The following is a 15,983-nucleotide window of genomic DNA, read 5'->3' on the forward strand; positions in this document are numbered from 1 at the left end:
TCGGGCCGGCATGCGGACATCATGCGGACATAGGGACGACTTGCCGATCGCGGGCCGATGTTGGAGAATGGGCGATGCGTAGCGCGTCCCCACCCGCAGCCTACTGGCCTGATATGACGGTGCATGCCAGCATGCACCACCCCCACGCGCGTCGTCGCCTCGACGCGCCCACCTGCGAGTAGACGCGACGATATGAAGGGCCTTTGGCGCCGCGATCATCGGGCGCTCGTTCTCACCGTCGGGCTTTGGTTGGCTGCCGCCGTGATTCTCGTCGGCCAGCTGACGGCCTCGGGTATCGTTCCGCCCACCGGGCAGGGCGCGACCGCGACGCCGCTGCCGACGATCGCGCTCTCGGCGACGATCCCGCCGATCCCAACCGGGCAGTTCACGCCGCCGCCGACGAACACGCCCAAGATGGGGACGGACACGCCGCCCCCGCCCAGCGCAACGCCGTCGCCGACCGAGCCGCCGAGCCCGACGCCGTCGAGCACCGTCACCGGCACGCCGCCGACACCGACCCCTTCGCCGACCGGCACGCTCGCCACCGCCACGCAGACCCCGACGCCGACGACGGCGTCGACGGCCACGCGGACCGTCATCGCCCCGACGCCGACGCGCACGCTGCGCCCCGGCGAGACGCCCACGATCACGCCGATCCCATCCCTTACCCCCACCGTCGGCCCGACGCCGTGCTTCGACAACTGGCAGCTGGCGGTGTGGGCATTCCCGGACTCCGTCGGCAAGGGGCCGATCGGCTTCGCATGCCCGGGCTGTGACGGCTTCTTCCGCGACAACGACCGCTATCAAGCCGCAGCCTGCCCGATCGCCCCGCTGCGGATCATCATCACATCGACGTCGGACGGCCAACAGCTCGTCGACCGTTTCATCGACCGCTTCGACATCAGCCGGGACGGCAGCCAGGCCGGCCAGGACATCCGTGTCGTGCTCTCGCTGTGCCACCCGCCGCCCTATCGCGTGGTCATGTTCACCGAGGAGCCGCCGTGCTATCGGCTCTGCCCGAACTCGCCGGCCACGGTATTCGTCGACCAGGACGACTACGATCGCGGCAGCGGCGGCGGGCGCAAGGGCAAAGGCCGCTACAGCCAGGTCAAGTTCTTCTACGCCAGCTGTCGCCGCGAGCCAACCCCGCCGCCCCCGCCGCCCCCGAGCTGCGCGATCCACCCGGCGCCCAACCGCACCCACAGCGACGGCGCGACGACGAGCGGCCGCAACGGCGACTTCGAGCAGTACAACCCCGTGGCGCGCGTCATCCCGTTCTGGACCGATCTGCAGAACGCCCGCCGCGTCCTGGGCAACCTCGGCACGACGGCCAACGGGACGCTCGGCCAGATGATGTTCGACGTCCAGGGCCCGGTCGGCGCCACCGGCCACGGCGAGGCATCCAACGAGATCGCCTTCGCGGCCAACGCGCCGGCTGCCGCAACGTTGAAGGCCGACGTCTACTGGCGCGTGGTGCGCGGCAACGCGGCCACCGCGTCGTTCAGGCTGACGGCCGACTTCAGCGACGCGACGAACCTCCTCGTCGCCAGCTCGGCCGCCGTCGACGGGCCGGCGTTCATCGCCCCCGGCGCATGGCAATCGCGGTCCGTCGTCGTGGCGCCGGGCAACCGCACGGGCCGCCACAAGCTGCGCCTCAAGGTGGACACGACGGTCGGCGTCGAGGTCTACATCGACAACATCGAGCTCGTGTTCTGCGCGCAGCAAGCGACGCCGACGCCCGACACCCCCACGGCCACGCCGCGTCCGAGCGACACGCCGTCGCCGACCCGGACACCGACGTTCACCCCCTCGTCGACGCCGCGGCCGTCGGACACGCCGGTCCCATCCGACACCCCGACGCCCACCCGCCCGCCGACGATCACGCCCACGCCGTCGAACACATCCGTGCCGAGCAGCACGCCCGTCCCGTCCAACACGCCGGTGCCGTCGAACACACCCTTGCCCTCATCCACGCCGATCCCATCCAACACACCGCGCCCGTCGAACACGCCGGTGCCGAGCGACACGCCCATCCCGTCGTCGACACCGCGCCCATCGAACACGCCGGTGCCGAGCAATACGCCCGTCCCGTCGAACACGCCGGTGCCAAGCAACACGCCGATCCCCTCCAATACGCCGCGGCCGTCCCCGACCCCGCCGCCGACGATCACGCCGCTCCCGCCCGACACGCCGGTGCCGAGCGCGACGCCGATCCCCTCCAACACGCCGCGGCCGTCCAACACGCCCGTGCCGTCGGCCACACCGATCCCATCCGACACGCCCGTGCCGAGCAACACGCCCGTGCCGTCCGCCACGCCGCGGCCGTCCAACACGCCCGTGCCGTCGGCCACGCCGCGACCAAGCCAGACGCCCAAGCCGACCGCCACGCCGACCGACACGCCCGAGCCGACGCGCACGCGCAAGCCCACCGAGACACCGCCGCCGACCCGCACCGTCCGCCCGTCTTCCACGCCTGCCCCGACGCGCACCCCCCGGCCGACGAACACGCCGCGGCCGACCCGCACGCCCGGCGGTCCCGGGCCGACGGACGAGCCGCCCCCACCACCCGAACGGACCGGCTGCCCGGACGGCCCGTCGGCCTGCCTGCGCCTGTTCAAGTTCTACGACCTCGACGGCGACGGCCAACGCGACCGCGTCGTGAGCGCGGCCGAGCGCCAGGCAGCGGCCAAGCTGTTCCCGGACGTGAACCGCCTCGGCGACGGCGAGCCTCCGCTCGAGGGCATCGCGTTCGAGATCGTGGAGCAGCGCCCGGTTCCCGAGCTGCCGCGCCACCACCGCCGCAGCACGGACGCCTCGGGCGAGTGGACGATCTGCTTCGACTACCCCGCCCGCGTCAGCGTCCACGAGGTCGGGCACGCCGCCGGCGGCTGGTCGCTGACCACGCGGCTGCCCGACCCGATCGACCTCCAGTGCTCGACCACGACGACGCTGACGGTCGGCAACGGGCGACTCGGCCTGCCGAAGACGGGCCACGCGCGCATGCGCACGATGGGCGGACGGTTCGGGATGGCGGCCGGAACCGCGCTGGGTTGGGTGCCGAGGAACTGACCCGCTCCTGATGCCCGCCCGGATGTGATGCCGCCGCCGGCGGGCGACGCGTTCGCGTCGCCCCTACGCGGGGGATGGATCGGACAGCGGCGGCATGACATCCGGGGCGGGCATCGCGCGATGCATGCCTCGGCCGATCGCTGTTCATGCGCACCTCATCCGGAACGACTATCGTTGTTCCCCATGATGGCCCCTGACCGTCCTCGTGCCGCCCGCACCGTCGCCCTCACCGCGCTCGCCGCCGCCGCCGCGCTGGCGTGGCTGCGCGCCGAGCGCGTGGGCGATGCGCCGGACGACCCGGGCGACGTCGGGCGGCAAGGCGTCGCACAAGCCATCGCCTCGCCGACGGTGCCCCCGCCGTGGGCCGGCAGCGCGGTGGCCGCGGTCGTCGCCGGCCCCGACGGGCCGGTGATCGCGTTGTTCGACAGCGATGGCGCGCTCGGCACGGACGGCGGCGCACCGCGGATCGTCGCCGACGGGTTCGAGGCGATCGGCCGGATCAGCAGTGCGCCGGACGGCACGCGCCTCGCGTTCGCGGCCCGTCGCGACGGCCGCTGGGACGTGTTCGCGCTGACGCTCGCCGGCGGACGCGTCGACCGCCTGACCGATGATGTGGCGTACGATGCCGACCCGGCTTGGTCGCCCGATGGCCGGGCGCTGGCCTTCACGTCCTACCGCGACGGGAACTTCGACGTCTACCGGCTGGACGTTCCGAGCACCGATGCCATGCCACTCGAATCTGCGCCACTCGAGTCCACCCCGCTCGAACCCACCCCACTCGAATCCCTGCCCGGTGCCGCGCTTCGCCTCACCCATGGCGACGCCCCCGCCATCGAGCCCGCGTGGTCACCGGACGGCGCGACGATCGCGTTCGCCGCGTGGCACGACGGGTCGTACCGCATCGAAGCCGTGCCGGCGGGCGGCGGCGAACGGCGCGTCGTCGTCGACCCGGCCGCCGACACGGCGGGGGACTCGGCGGGAGACTCGACAGGGGATGGGGCGGACGACACGGCGGGTCGCGGCGCATCGTGGCACCGTCCGGCGAAGCTGCCCGATGACCTGCGCGCACCGGCATGGTCCCCGGATGGAAGCGCGATCGCTTACCTGGCCGGCCGGCACGGGGCGATGCGGCTCGACGTCCTATCCGTGGACGCCGACGGGGCGCCGCTGGCACAGCAGCCGACGACGCTCGCGCCGCAGGCCGCGGGCTTCGGTTGGGCGGCCGGGGGACAGGCCGTCGCCGTGCTCACGGCCGACCGCGGCGGGCGCAGCGTGGTGTTCCGCAACCGTGCCCGCTTCGGCCGCGACGATGTCGCCAACCTGCCCGGGGATCCCGTACTCCTGTCCGCGGGCGCGGCCGCGGTGGCGTGGTCGCCGGCGACGCCCGATGCCGCGCTCCCGACGCTTGCGCTGCCCCTGGGCGCCAACGATCCTGGGGCGCGCCCTTCCGGGTCGCTTTCCGCCGGTGCCTCGCCTGCCGGCGAAGGCGCCCGCAATGCCGCTCCGATCGCCGCCGAACGCCCCGGCTTGGCCGACGTGCCGGACGTTCGCGTCTCCGGCCCGCGGATCAACGCCGCGCTCTTCGACGACTTCGCCGCGCTGCGCGCCGAGGTGCGCGCCGCCACGGGCGCCGACTTCCTCGGCACGCTGTCGGACATGTGGCGGCCGGTCGGCTTCTTCAGCTCGGCCTCGGCCTACTTCAGCTGGCACAAGACCGGTCGGGCGTTCGACACGCAGATGGAGTTCCGCGGCCCGGGCGGTCGGCGGGACATGGTCCTCGTGCGCGAGGACAACGGTGGCGGCGGCCCGCAGTGGCGGATGTACCTCCGCACCGACGCGCAGGACGGCTCCGTCGGCACACCGCTCACCGTCCCCGGCTGGGCGTTCTCGGCAGGCGGCGGCGACGAGACGCACGAGGCCGACGGCGGCGTGCGCGCGAACACCGTTCCGGACGGCTACTGGGTCGACTTCACCGCCCTCGCCGCCCAAAAGGGCTGGCGCCGGATCAACGCCAACGCCCGCAGCACCTTCGACTGGCGGTCGGAGTGGGCCGCCATCGAATATTGGCACTACGAGCGACGCGACGGCATGCGCTGGTTCGAAGCCGCCCGCCAGGTCTACGCGGACGACGACCTCGCCGACGCTTTCGGCCCCGACCGACTCGAGGCGCTGTCGATCCCGCTGAGCCGGCTGGCGCGGCAGGGGTTCCCGGCGGGGTGGCGGGGGGAGGGGTAACGGGTATCCGGTCCTCGGCGGTCAAAGGCATCAACGGCTGAAGCCGTTGTTTCGTCGTTGCGCTCTCGAGAACCTGACCTCACGGCGGCTTCACGCCGGATTGGTCTGAGACCCGCCCCAACCGATCGGTGGCGCGAAGGTGCGATGACATCGGCCCATGCGCGGCGAATCGGGACGCGACGCACCGGACGCGCCTGGCCTACTTGTCCACGACCCGCACCCGCTCCGGCGCCCCCCGCCCGAACACCTCCGGGTGGTACATCTCCTCCGCCTTCGGCGGCGGGGCGATGAACGTCCCCGGCGTCGTCGCGCGGGCGATGTACGTGTAGCGGTAGACGCCGCCCTCCAGCCACGACGCAAAGACTTCGGCCCGATCGTCGCGGAAGCCGGAGTGGTCGTACCACCACCAGCCCCACCACCGCCACGGCGCGTCGAACGGGATCACGCCGTCGCCGTCGCCCGTGTCCGGCGGCGGCGAAGCGGACGTCGCCAGGTCCGGGTTCTCGGCCTCGAAGCCGGCCGGGAGGGGGTCGATGAGGGCGACCTGGTAGCGCCGCGCCGGCGCGACGAGCGTCAGGCGGATGCGGACGCGGGCGCCGGCCTTGACGGTCCAGCCGCCGTCGGCCGTCCGCCGGACATCGCCGGGATCGTCGACGGCCTCGTAGGTCCGCTCCACCGTGAAGCCCCGGCTGTCCGGCGGCGGGGCGAGCGCCGGGCAGTCGGCGCCAGCGCAGTCGACGTGCGGGTCGGGGGCGTACTGCAGGCCGAGGCGGTAGTAGAGACGGCCGGGGCCGTCCTTGCCCACGGTAAGGCGCGTCTGCTCCTCGGGAACCTGGGCGAGCGGGACGTCGATCTGCTGCCGGTCGGCCGAGCGGCCCTGGAAGCGTGCCTCGCCGGCGAAGGCGTCGCCCAGCCAGACGCGGGCGGTGAAGTCGGGCTCGTCGGCCTCGTACGTCCGGAAGTAGCGGTCGAGGGCGAGCAGCACGAAGGCGTTGTCCTGCGTGTTGCCCCATCGCCCGCGCTCGCGGCTGTCCAGCAGGCCGCGGGCGACCTTCAGGATGAGGTCGCTGTCCGGCTGCGCGGTCATGAGGGCATCGAGGACGATGGCGTCCGCGCGGCGGTCGCTGGCCAGAATCAGGTTCGCGCCCTCTTCGTCGTAGCCGACCGTGAACTGCGCCCCGGCCGCCGTCTCATTGACGCGGTTCATCAGGCGGCGGACGATCTCGGCCTGCGCCTCGCCGCCCTTCGTCGCCTCGTCGGCGGCGATCACGCCGAGCAGCCAGCCCATCACGTCCACCGGCGCGCCCTCGCCCGCCTCCGCGAACAGCGTCACGGCCCGTGCTCCGTCGACCTGGCCGGCCACGGCACGGACGCTGAGCGCGTGGGCCTCGGCCGCCCGCTTGGCGTCCTCGCTCCACGGGAAGGGGCGAGCGTCGAAGTGACTCCGAATGTCCCGCAGGAAGTCGAGCGCCCGCTTCGCCGCGTCGGCGTCGACGGCGTAGTCCTTGGCGCGGGCGCGGACGAGGGCGTGGATCGCGTGGATGCTTCCCCAGACCTCGGTCCGGTCGCCCGACGACGACCAGTAGCCGAACCCGCCGTCGCCCCGCTGCCGCTGGACGAGCTCGGCGATATCGGCCTCGATCCGCGCCTCGGCCTCCGCGCGCGACGGCAGGCCGGGGGCGTTGAACGCGTCCAGGACGTCGATGAGGGCGACGTTGGCGAGGAGACGCGAGGCGATCTGCTCGGTGCAGTCGTACGGGTACGCGTTCAGGTAGAGCACGGCGTCCGTCAGGTTGCCGAGCGCCGTCGACGACGCCGTCACGGACAGGCCGCCGTACGACGGGATCGCGCCGGACGGCCGCGCGACGGTCTGCGCGGACGCACCGCCCGCGGCACCCCCGTCGATCGTGCCGTACGTCGCGAACGCCTCGGTCGTCGTCGGCGTCCAGACGGGCAGCGTGATCCGCTGCGCGTCGGCCACCGTCACGTCGTCGACGGCCAGCGCCGCGGCCTGGAACACCGCCGTCCCCGCCATGACCGCCTTCGCCGGGAACCGCACCTCGACGCGGTCGCCCGCGGGCACGTCGACGCGGACGCCCGCCGGCCCGGTGAAGTCCAGGTTGGCGCCGCGGACGACGACGTCGACGGTGCGATCCGTGTTGCCCGGGTTTTGGACGACGATCGGCAGCTCGAACACGTCGCCGAAGTTCAGGAAGCGCGGCGCGGAGGGGCGGACGACGAGCGGCAGCTGCGCCGTCACGTTCGCCTCGCCCTTGCCGAACCGCTGCCCGCCGTCCGTGACGACGGCCCAGATCCGGTACCGCGTCACGCTGTCCGGCAGCCGGACGTCGACGTCCACGCGGCCGTCGGCCCCGGTGCGGGCGGCGGGGACGAAGGCGGCCAGGGCATCGAGGTTCATCCGCTCGACGACGGGCGGCTCACCGCCGGGCCCGCCCCCGCCGCGGCCGTCGGCGGCCATCGGGGCGGCCATCTTCATCGCGGCCGCCGACATGTCGGCGTCGGCCGATTCGATCGAATTGTATTGGGCAGCGTCAGCCCCGGACAGGCCTTCATCGGCGCGGCTGGACGCCGCCTCGATCTGCTCCGCCGTCGCCAGCACGACGTAGCCGCGCCCCTTCTGGACGATCACACCCGCATCCCGCGCACCGTAGAACGCCGCCACGGGATCGCCGATCTCGTGCTGCGTGAGCGCCAGCACCGCCTCGTCGACGACGACGAGCGTCACCTCGGCATCCGGCACGCCCGCGCCGGCCGCGTCGGTGACGGCGACGGTGACGCTGACGGCCGCGCCGGGGCGGACCTGGGCGGCGGCGGGGACGATATCAACGTTCAGCGTCCGCATTCGGGTCGACACGCGAAGATCGATCGCCCCAGACGCATACGCCGGCCGTAACGTCCCTCCCCCCCGCCCAGCATCCTCCCCCTCCCCCAGACTTGGGGGAGGGGGTCGGGGGGAGAGGGCCTCGTCGGCGACATCCCCCCGCTCCGCCGCCCCCACCAAATCCACCGCCACCGTCACATTCGGCACATCCCCCTCGCCGATCGGCACCTCGATCGTCGTCGACGCCGTCTCCAGCGTGCGGCGCTCGCTCGAAACGATGCCGCTGCGGCGCACCGTGATCAGCGCCTCGGCGGGCACGAACGGCGCGTTGACGAGGATCGTCGCCCGCTCGCCGCCTTCGTACTCGGCCTTGTCCGGGATCAGCTCGACGGTCTCCTCGGCCACGCCCTGCTGGCGGCCCGACAGGTCGGGGTACTGGTCGGCGCCGCTGACCCAAAGGGTCAGGGCGGTGCGGTTCAGCCGGCCGCGGTCGTCCGTGATCTCGGCGACGACGCGGTACGTGCCGCCGGCATCGAAGGTCAACGCGCACGGCACGGGTTCGGCGGCCGAGACGACGTCGCACGCCCCGACCTCGGTCGTCTCCTCGACGACCTTGCCCGCGCGCTGGGCCGTCGTCACGCGCAGCGCCTTCACGCCGGCCGCGCGGCCGGCGACGGCGGCGCCGTCGATGTCCGTGACGATCACGTCGACGGTCCACGGCTTCTTGGGCTCGACGACGTAGCCCGCGCCCCTCAGGCCGACGTAGTCGGCGGCCGGGTGGACGAGGAGCGACGTCCGGCCGGTGACGGTCTGCCGGTTCACGTCCTGCACCGTCGCCTCGAGGTCGACGCTGGCCGGCGCGACGGGCACGACGCTCTCGACGTCGACGGCCAGCCGGTGCTGGCCGGACTCGTCCGTTCGGCCCGTCCAATTCACGTCGGTCGTCGGCGTCCCCGGCCATCCGCCGCCGCCCCTGGCGAAGGCGATGTCGCCCCCGCCGCCGTAGCCGCCGCCCCACCACCACGGCGTCCACTCGCCGAACGTGAAGCCGTCCCAGCCGGGCGGGCTGTAGCTCGTCCGGCGGGCCGTGGCGTGCCACGTGACGGCGGCGCCGGGCAGGTGGCCGCCGCTGTAGTAGTCGGCCGCGGCGGCGACGACGCTCGTGTCGCCGACGGTGTGGACGGCGGTCTCGGCTTCGACGGCGACGGTGAACTCCGGGCGGCGGAACTCGGCGATGCCGAACGAGAGGCCGGCGCTGCCCGTCACGTCGCCGCCGCGCGCCTCGAGCTGCAGCTGGGCGTCGCCGATCGGCGCGTCGGCCGGCAGCGGGATCGCGCCGTCGAACGCACCGAAGGCGTTCACCGTCCAGCTCCCCTTGCCGAGTTCGTTGCCGCCCCACATGCTCGTCAGCACCCAGTTGACGGACGTCGGCCCGCCTGCGCCGAGGCCCTCGACGTCGCCGCCGAGTCCGAGGCCGACGCGGCGGACGTAGCCCTTGACGTGGACGGTCTCGCCGGGGCGGTACAAGCCGCGGTCGTCGAACGTGAAGAAGCGCAGCTCGGCGCCGGGGCCTTCGCCTTGGTACCAGCCGTAGCCGCCGTCCATCGTGAACGCGCTGTCCGCGCCGCGCGTGGCCAGGATCGGCTGCGGCACGCCCTCGCGCGCGGCGGCGTTGGCGCCAGGCACGAGGGTCAGGCGGGCCAGACCGTCGGCGCCGGTCGTCCCGTCGCCGACGAGGTTGTGCCGGACGGCGGCGCCGGCGACGGGCTTGCCGTCGGCCAGCCGCGTCACCCACACCAGCTCCTTCTCGCCGTCGCGGAACGCGTCGACCGCCAGCTCGGTGACCTGGACCCAGCGGACGATCGGCCGGTTGCGCCAGTCCTCGCCCGGCCGCAGCTTGTCGACGAGCGACGCGGACGGCGAGACGACGGCCACGACGTGTCCGAGCCCGTCGTCGAGCGCCTTCGTCAGGTCGATCGGCACATCGGCGATCGTGTCCGGCTCGGCCTTGGGCTCGACCTTCATGTCGACGATCGGCACGCCGAGCGCCTCGCGGACCTGGCGCGCGGCATTGGGCGCGCCGCTGTCGAAGATCGCGTTGAACGCGACGAGCTGTTCCGGCCGGACCTTGTAGAGCTGGACGCCGATCTCTTCCTGGTTCATGGCCGCCACGACGAGCGCCTTCGGGCCGGCCGGGTCGAGCGTGACGATCCGGTCGCCCGGACCAGCGAGCGCCGGCGCCGCCGTGCCGGTCTTGAACGTCGCGACGACTTCGGCGGCCAACGACTGGCCGAACGTGTCCTTCAGGCCGGCGGGAACGCGGACGGTGTAGGTCGTCCGGCCCTTTGTGACGCCCCGCAGGCTGATCGTGTCGCCCCAGGATTGGACGACGAGGCCGGGAACGGCGGGGTCGACGGTGACCGTGGCCGGGTCGAGCGCCGCTTGGTCGAGCGGGTTGTTGAAGCTGATCTGCCAACCGCCGAACGGCTCGCAGCCCTCCGTCGTGCCGCGGCCGCCCTTCACGGGGTCGCCGTCGCCGCGCTGGCCGTCGCACCACAGGCGCGTGGCGGCGAGGGCGTCGTAGACCCAGAAGTGATAGGCCATGGCGGTCGTGCTCGTCAGCGGGCCTTCGACGGCCGGCACGCCGGCGGCGACGAGCAGGTCGATCGCGGCGCCGAGCGGGAGCTCGTCGGTCGGCCGAACGGCCACCCAGCGGCCGGCCGTCGCCTGGGCGCTGGCCGTGCGGGCGGCCTCGTCGGCCTCGACCTCATCGGCGGTCGCCAGCCGCAGTCCTGCGGTGCGCCCAGCGGCCTTGAGGGCAATCTTCGGCACGACGAGCGCTGCGTCGACGGCCTGGTCGAACACGAGGACGAAGACCGGCCGGCGCTCGATCGGCGAGTTCCGTTCCTCGGGACTGGACGAGGCGTCGGACGCATACGGCGAGACCGAGACGACCCGCGGCGGCGGGGTCGTGAACGTCCACGTCTTGCCGGTCAACAGCGACGAGCCGTCGCTGGCCTTCGTCCCGGCCTCGATCACCGCGGTGTATTCCGTGGCCATCGGCATGTGGCCGCCCTCGGGTTCGAAGAGGACGGTCTGCGTGCCGACCCAGCGCCACTTGCCCGCCGGCTGCGGGCTGAGCTGGACGGGCGACGCGACGGCGTCCAAGTCACGGTTGCCGGTCAGGTCGACGAACGGGCGGTTGAACGTAACGGCCACCTGGGAGGCGATGGGGACATCGCCCTCGGGCTGGACGCGCTCCACGGCCAGCGGCGCTGTCGACGAAGCCGCGTCGGGCGGCGGGGCCGCGCTGTCGCCGGCGGACGGGAAGGCGACCGGGATCGTGTCGCCCGGGATCGCCGGCGGCTGCGGGCCGGCGCGGACGGCGAACGTCGTCGTCGTGGCGGCGTCGGCGGCCAGGGGCGGGAGGCGGTCGAGGTGGCGGGCGATGGTGGCGTCGTCGAGGGGCTCGCCGGCGAGAACGGGTGGACCGGCGTCGACGTTGCCGCCCACGGCGGCGGGGTCGGCGTCGCCGAGGCGCAGGCGAACGCCGGGGGTGGGCTCGGGGGAGAGGAGCTTGCCGCCGCCGGGCGACGAGCCGCCCGCGCTCGACGTCGGCGCCGGCTCGGTGGCGGGGGGCGTCGGGGTGCGGCGGCAGGCGGCGGGGGCCAGGAGGAGGAGGGTGAGGGCGGTGAGCGTCGCGGTGGCGAGGGCGAGCTTGGGCATCGTCGGGACTCCGATCGGGCAGGGGGTGGACGGGCTCAGGCAGGGGGCGGTCGGGCGCGGGTGACTTACGTCCAGGCAAGGAGCGCGATGGCGACGGCGGCCAGGAGAAGGGCGGCGATCAGGCGATAGAGCGTCAACGGCGGCTCGTTCGCGGCGCGCTCGATTTCCTTGCGGAGCGCGGCTCGCTGCACGGAGGCCGAGTGATCGCCGGGCAGCAGGAGCGGCCGTCCGACGACCGCCAGCGACGTCGGCTCACGGAACCACGCGTAGACGACCATCCCGCCGGAGACCGCGAGCAGGCGCAGGGCGAAGCTGTCGAAGGTGCGCGGCAGCCGCGCCAGCTGCCAGGCAGCCGCAACGGCCAGCCCGATCGCTGCCCAGCGGCCGATCTGGAGCACGGCGAACGGCCATCCGCGGCGCTTCGATTCGTTTCCGGACGGATCAACGCTCACGGTCTGCTCACCTTCCGCAGCCTATAATCGAGCCCGTTCGGACAACGGACTATATACCCGAACGGCGGCCGGGATGTGACGTATAACGATCAAGGAAGGTCGAACATGAGTCGAGCAGAGAAGGCTTTGATGTACGGCTGCGGCGCGCTGGCGTTGGCCATCGTCGGCTGCGCCGTGTTCGTGGGCGGGGCGATCGTGCTGCGCAATCCGGATCTGGCCGCCGGGCGGCTGGTGCGCGGCGGGACGACGGGTGAGGCCGCGGCGCTGCGCGACGACCTGGCGGCCGACGACGCAACGACGGAAGCGCGGGCGGAGGCACGGGCCGGCGTGCCGGACAGGGCGCAGTCACGTTCGTCGGGCCAGGCCGCGGGCAACGACGTCGAATCGCCCGCGCGGAACGCCCGCCGGGGATCCCAGGCACTGTCGGCGGCGGAGTCGCGGCGCCTCGATGACGCGATCGCGACGAAGGAGGCGCCGCCGGTGCTCCGCGCGCTGCCGCTGCCGGCGGCGCAGTCGGGGCTGGGCGGCCGCAACGACCTCCCGGCGCTGTTCGAGGCGGCGAACCCGGGCGTGGTGAGCATCCAGATCGGCATGGCGGCGCAGTTCCAGGCGGACCAGGCGGCCGGTGAGGGTTCGGGCTTCCTGATCGACGGGTCGCACGTGGTCACGAACTTCCACGTGGCCGGCCAGTCCGAGACGGTCGGCGTCGTGTTCTTCGACGGGACGACGCGGACGGGCCGGGTGGTGGGCGGCGATGCGTACAGCGACCTCGCGGTGATCGAGGTCGACGACGTGCCGGACAACGTCCGGAGCCTGCCGCTCCTGCGGGATTTCGACACGCTGCGGGTCGGCGAGAGCGTCGTGGCGATCGGCAACCCGTTCGGATTGGCGAACACGATGACGGCGGGGATCATCAGCGCGTTGGGCCGGCTGATCCCGGACACGTCCAGCGCATCGCGGTACGGGATCCCGCAGGCGATCCAGACGGACGCGCCGATCAACCCGGGCAACTCGGGCGGGCCGCTGCTGAACATGCGCGGCGAGGTGATCGGCGTGAACGCCCAGATCCGGCCCGCGTCCGAGACGGCGCCGGTGAACGCGGGCGTCGGCTTCGCGATCCCGGCGTCGATCGTGGCGCGCGTGGCGCCGGCGTTGATCGAGGACGGGCGCTATCGGTGGCCGTTCCTCGGCGTGCAGGGCCGCGGGGTGACGGACGATGTCGTGGCCGCGAACCGGTATCCGGAGGACACGAAGGGCGCCTACATCCTCCAGACGATCTGCGGCGGTCCGTCGGACGGGGCGCTGGAAGGCGACGTGCCGTGCAACGTGGACCTGTCGCTTCGCGCGGCGCAGGCGGACGGTGGGGGGGATCTCGTCATCGCGGTGGAGGGCGAACCGCTCTCGGACTTCGACGATCTCCTGACGTACGTGGCGACGGAGGCATCGCCGGGTCAGACGCTCGAGCTGACGGTACTCCGGGGCGGCGAGCGCGTGAGCGTGCAGGTGACGCCGGGGGAGCGGCCGCAGGATGCGGGGATGCCGCGGCAGCAGCTGCAGCAGCCGTAGGTAGGTGCTGGGCCGCCGTTTGGGGTACGGCTCGGCGCGGCCGCTGGGTTCGTGCATTTCGCAGGGGGGCGCCGGCCCCCCTGCACCCTCGGCCAGGGGGCGCAGCGCCCCCCTGGACCCCCCGCATCGGAACGGATTGGGATCGTCGGAGGCGGTCAACAAGCCTTTTGCGGTTGGGAATGGCGCAGTCCAGGTCCGGTTAGGAGCGTGCCATGACGGGCGCCGCGGTGCCGTCGGCGAGGACGGTTCCACCTTGCGCCGCCCGCCGCAACCGGTCTTGCAGTGCGAGGCCGAGGTCGCGGGCGGGCCAGTCGCGGGCCAGGATCACGTCGACATCCTGCGCGTCGAGGGCGTGGAGCGCGGCGAATAGCCGGTGGGCGGCCAGCGACGGGTCGTCGAGCGGGGCGAGGCACACCGCGACGATTCGCTCGGCGTCCACAGGCACTTCGTCGCCCGCCGCGACGAGCAGGCCGACGCGCTTGCCGGCGGCGGCCAGCCGGACGGCGGCGGCGCGGATCGTCGCGACGATGTCGCCATCGTTGCCGGTCACGAGGACGAGGCGGGCACGCGGCGCGTAGTGGCGCAGCTGCGTGCCCGGGGACGGCGAGGCGGCGGCGGCAGCCGGGACGGTGCCCGGTGCGATGCCGTCCGGTGCGATGGCGTCGGGCGCGATGGCGTCGGGCGCGATAGCTCGGATCGCCTCGATCGGGATGCCGCCCGGGCGGAGCACGCGGATCGGGTCGGTCGTGCAGTCGACGACGGTCGACTCGACGCCGATCGTGCACGGACCGCCGTCGAGGACGAGGTCGACGCGGTCGCCTAGGCCGGCGATCACGTGGGCGGCGGTCGTCGGGCTCGTGCGGCCGAACGGGTTCGCGCTCGGCGCGGCGATCGGCACGCCGGCAGCGGCCAGCAGGGCGCGCGCGACGGGGTGGGCCGGGGCGCGCAAGGCGACCATGGGCAGGCCCGCGGTGACGATCGGCGGGATGGCGGGGCCGCGGGGGACGACGACGGTGAGCGGGCCCGGCCAGAACGCATCGGTCAGGCGCGCCGCGATGGGCGGCCATGCGGCCGCCAGGGAGCGATCGCTGGCGCCCGCGGCGTCGAGGACGTGGACGATGAGCGGATCGTCGGCGGGACGGCCCTTGGCGATGAAGATCCGCCCGACGGCGTCGGCATCCAGCGCGTTCGCACCCAGGCCGTAGACGGTTTCGGTCGGAAACGCGACGAGGCCGCCGGCACGGAGGATCCGCGCGGCCACGGCGATGGCGGCGGGGTCGGGGTGGGCGGCGTCGACGACGATGCAGCGGGGCATGCGCCCATTGTACGGCGCGCCGCCACGATATAATCGGCGCCGATGAACAGCATGCCGCTCACCGGACCCACCCCCGACCGCCCGCGCCGCTGGCCGTATGTGCTCGCGGGCGGCATCGGCCTCTTGGCGCTCGTCATCGCGCTGTCGTCCGGTGGCGACGAGGGACGGTACGGCGCCCGCGCCGGGGTGTACGCGCTGAACGCCGAGGATCTCGCGGCGGCGGGCCGCTGGGTGCCGAGCGCCGGTCCGGTCGATTTTGGGCGCGTCTTTTCGGCGGCGAGGGCGCTGCCGGGCGTCGCCGCGCCGGATGACCGACACGTGGCGGCCTTTCGATCGGCGGACGGTTCAGCCGAGGTCTTCCAGGTGACCTTGCTGTACGACGAGGCGGCCGACGCGGAGTCGCTCGTGCGCAGCGGCGCCGTCGCATCGCTGTCGAGCGCGTTCGGGCTGGAGAGCGAGCCGTGGGCGCTGGACGGAGCGGACGACGTCAGGCGCTGGCGCGGGCCGGGCGTCGAGGCGCTGTCGTTTCGGATGACGGGCGCGGTCGTGTTCGTCGGCGCCCTCGGCACGGGCGCGCCGCCGATCGTCGAGCTGGCGGCGGCGACGGTGCGCGACCGCCTGGCCACTGCGCCGCCGGCGACGGTGACCGCCGACACCCCCTGAATCGGACGGTGCCGCGCCGGCAAACGGGCGTTCGCGCGCCCATCGCACCCGTTCTATACTTGCGCCCGTCGTTCAACCCCCGTCCGCGCCGCGTACCGTTTGCCCGGTCCGCGCG

At 73.6% G+C, this 15,983-nt stretch carries 7 protein-coding genes; 4 read left to right on the top strand and 3 right to left on the bottom strand.

Annotation, left to right across the window (positions count from 1 at the left end):
• The first annotated feature begins 192 nt into the window (after positions 1-192).
• Positions 193-3,069 carry a hypothetical protein gene (locus tag IPG72_13020; GenBank protein MBK6769904.1) on the top strand — a complete coding sequence of 959 codons (2,877 nt, stop codon included), beginning with the start codon at positions 193-195 and terminating at the stop codon, positions 3,067-3,069.
• Between the two features lie 183 nt (positions 3,070-3,252).
• A complete protein-coding gene (locus tag IPG72_13025; GenBank protein MBK6769905.1) occupies positions 3,253-5,304 on the top strand; it encodes a PD40 domain-containing protein in 2,052 nt (683 codons plus the stop codon).
• 199 nt (positions 5,305-5,503) lie between these two features.
• Here the strand turns inward: IPG72_13025 and IPG72_13030 are convergent, their stop codons facing one another.
• A complete protein-coding gene (locus IPG72_13030) occupies positions 5,504-11,872 on the bottom strand; it encodes a hypothetical protein (protein MBK6769906.1) in 6,369 nt (2,122 codons plus the stop codon).
• Positions 11,873-11,937: 65 nt separating this feature from the next.
• On the bottom strand, positions 11,938-12,324 hold the full coding sequence (locus IPG72_13035) for a hypothetical protein (GenBank protein MBK6769907.1): 387 nt from the start codon (positions 12,322-12,324) through the stop codon (positions 11,938-11,940).
• A 105-nt stretch (positions 12,325-12,429) separates the two neighbouring features.
• Between IPG72_13035 and IPG72_13040 the strand changes: the two genes are divergently transcribed.
• Positions 12,430-13,890 carry a trypsin-like peptidase domain-containing protein gene (locus tag IPG72_13040; GenBank protein ID MBK6769908.1) on the top strand — a complete coding sequence of 487 codons (1,461 nt, stop codon included), beginning with the start codon at positions 12,430-12,432 and terminating at the stop codon, positions 13,888-13,890.
• Between the two features lie 199 nt (positions 13,891-14,089).
• Here the strand turns inward: IPG72_13040 and IPG72_13045 are convergent, their stop codons facing one another.
• Positions 14,090-15,205 carry a threonylcarbamoyl-AMP synthase gene (locus IPG72_13045; GenBank protein ID MBK6769909.1) on the bottom strand — a complete coding sequence of 372 codons (1,116 nt, stop codon included), beginning with the start codon at positions 15,203-15,205 and terminating at the stop codon, positions 14,090-14,092.
• 42 nt (positions 15,206-15,247) lie between these two features.
• On the opposite strand from IPG72_13045, the gene IPG72_13050 reads away from it, so the two are divergent.
• A complete protein-coding gene (locus tag IPG72_13050) occupies positions 15,248-15,868 on the top strand; it encodes a hypothetical protein (protein MBK6769910.1) in 621 nt (206 codons plus the stop codon).
• Positions 15,869-15,983: the final 115 nt, after the last annotated feature.

Source organism: Candidatus Avedoeria danica (genome assembly GCA_016703025.1).
GTDB lineage: Bacteria > Chloroflexota > Anaerolineae > Epilineales > Epilineaceae > Avedoeria > Avedoeria danica.

Excerpts from the sequence above, each read along its gene's own strand:
- IPG72_13045 (MBK6769909.1), bottom strand. The coding sequence starts at position 15,205 with ATGCCCCGCTGCATCGTCGTCGACGCCGCCCACCCCGACCCCGCCGCC.
- IPG72_13050 (MBK6769910.1), top strand. The coding sequence starts at position 15,248 with ATGAACAGCATGCCGCTCACCGGACCCACCCCCGACCGCCCGCGCCGC.
- IPG72_13040 (MBK6769908.1), top strand. The coding sequence starts at position 12,430 with ATGAGTCGAGCAGAGAAGGCTTTGATGTACGGCTGCGGCGCGCTGGCG.
- IPG72_13030 (MBK6769906.1), bottom strand. The coding sequence starts at position 11,872 with ATGCCCAAGCTCGCCCTCGCCACCGCGACGCTCACCGCCCTCACCCTC.
- IPG72_13025 (MBK6769905.1), top strand. The coding sequence starts at position 3,253 with ATGATGGCCCCTGACCGTCCTCGTGCCGCCCGCACCGTCGCCCTCACC.
- IPG72_13020 (MBK6769904.1), top strand. The coding sequence starts at position 193 with ATGAAGGGCCTTTGGCGCCGCGATCATCGGGCGCTCGTTCTCACCGTC.